Below are 1,418 nucleotides of genomic sequence, written 5' to 3'. Positions count from 1 at the left end.
CGGCATCATTACAAGATCTGGGGCAAGCGTGTGAACCCGGTGATGCATATGAATCACAAATCCGGTGATAAGATGTATGTCGATTATGCAGGAAAGACACTCTCCATTATTGATAAAGAAAGTGGGGAGCTTAAAGAAGTTCAGTTTTTTGTAGCCATATTGGGAGCCAGCCAGTACACGTATGCTGAAGCCTCTATGAGTCAGCAAAAGGAAGATTTTGTACGTTCTGTAGAAAATGCCATCCGCTTTTTTGAGGGCACACCGGCAGCGATCGTTCCTGATAATTTAAAATCCGCAGTGATCAAAAGCAGCCGTTTTGAACCCACCATCAACGAGACCCTTGCCGATCTGGCTGAACATTATGAAACGACCATCCTGCCTGCCAGGGCTTACAAGCCGAGAGATAAATCCTTGGTAGAGGGAGCGGTCAAGATCCTGTACAGAAGGATCTACGCCAACCTTCAACAGGGAGCCTGCGGTCTGGATGAACTAAATAGTGAGATCCGGGATCTGTTGGACTCTCATAACAAACGCAAGCTCACAGGACGTCCTTACTCTCGGTATGAGCTGTTCTTAGAGGACGAGAAGCAGCAGCTGCGCCCACTGCCTGAGCATCGTTTTGAGATCAGGTACCAATCCTTTGCAACCGTGATGCAGAATGGACACGTACAGCTGAGCCATGACAAGAACTACTACAGTGTTCCGTATCAGTATATCAAGAAGAAGATCAAGATCCTATACACATCTTCCACAGTGGAGATCTACTACAAATACAACAGAATCGCAATGCACAGACGCAATTACAAGCCTTATGTCTACACAACCATTACAGAACATTTAGCCAGCACCCACCAGTTCGTGGCCGGATGGAGTGCTTCCCGCTTTATCGATTGGGCAAACAGTATTGATACTGCAGTGGGAGAATACATTCTCCAAATTATCGACAGTCGGAATCATCCCGAGCAGGCCTACAAAAGCTGCCTGGGAATCCTGAACTTCGAAAAAAAAGTAGGAAGAGAGCGATTGATAAATGCCTGTAAACGGGCATTGGATTTTAAGATCTACAGCTTTAAGACCGTACAGAAGATATTGGAGAACAATCTGGATCAGATGATCGATCCGGAAAAAGAAGAAAAGGAGCAGGAACTGCCTGATCACGGCAACATCAGAGGAAAACAATATTATCATTAAATACCAACAGTTATGAACGAACCGACAGTGAGCAAAATGAAGCAAATGAAGCTTTACGGCATGCACAATGCCTTTAAGACCGCCATTGAGAGCGGAAGGACAGACCATTATACCCTCGACCAGTTTATATCAATGCTCATCGATGCCGAATGGGATGAGAGGCACAACAGGCGCATAGAGCGAAGCATTAAAAATGCTAAGTTCCATTACAAGTCCAGTATTGAAAG

Annotated in this window: 2 protein-coding genes; both read left to right on the top strand. The window is 45.3% G+C overall.

Annotated features, from left to right (window positions below; translation table 11 throughout):
* A partial coding sequence (gene istA, locus B5X64_RS22435) for an IS21 family transposase (protein WP_139377626.1) occupies positions 1-1,191 on the top strand: 1,191 nt, incomplete at its 5' end.
* Between the two features lie 12 nt (positions 1,192-1,203).
* On the top strand, positions 1,204-1,418 hold a 215-nt coding region (locus B5X64_RS23125; protein WP_228419091.1), incomplete at its 3' end, for an ATP-binding protein.

Origin of the sequence: Chryseobacterium balustinum, from assembly GCF_900168205.1 — a bacterium.
GTDB lineage: Bacteria > Bacteroidota > Bacteroidia > Flavobacteriales > Weeksellaceae > Chryseobacterium > Chryseobacterium balustinum.
The sequence above is the reverse complement of the archived record's forward strand: the minus strand, read 5'-3'. Positions and strand labels throughout refer to the sequence as shown.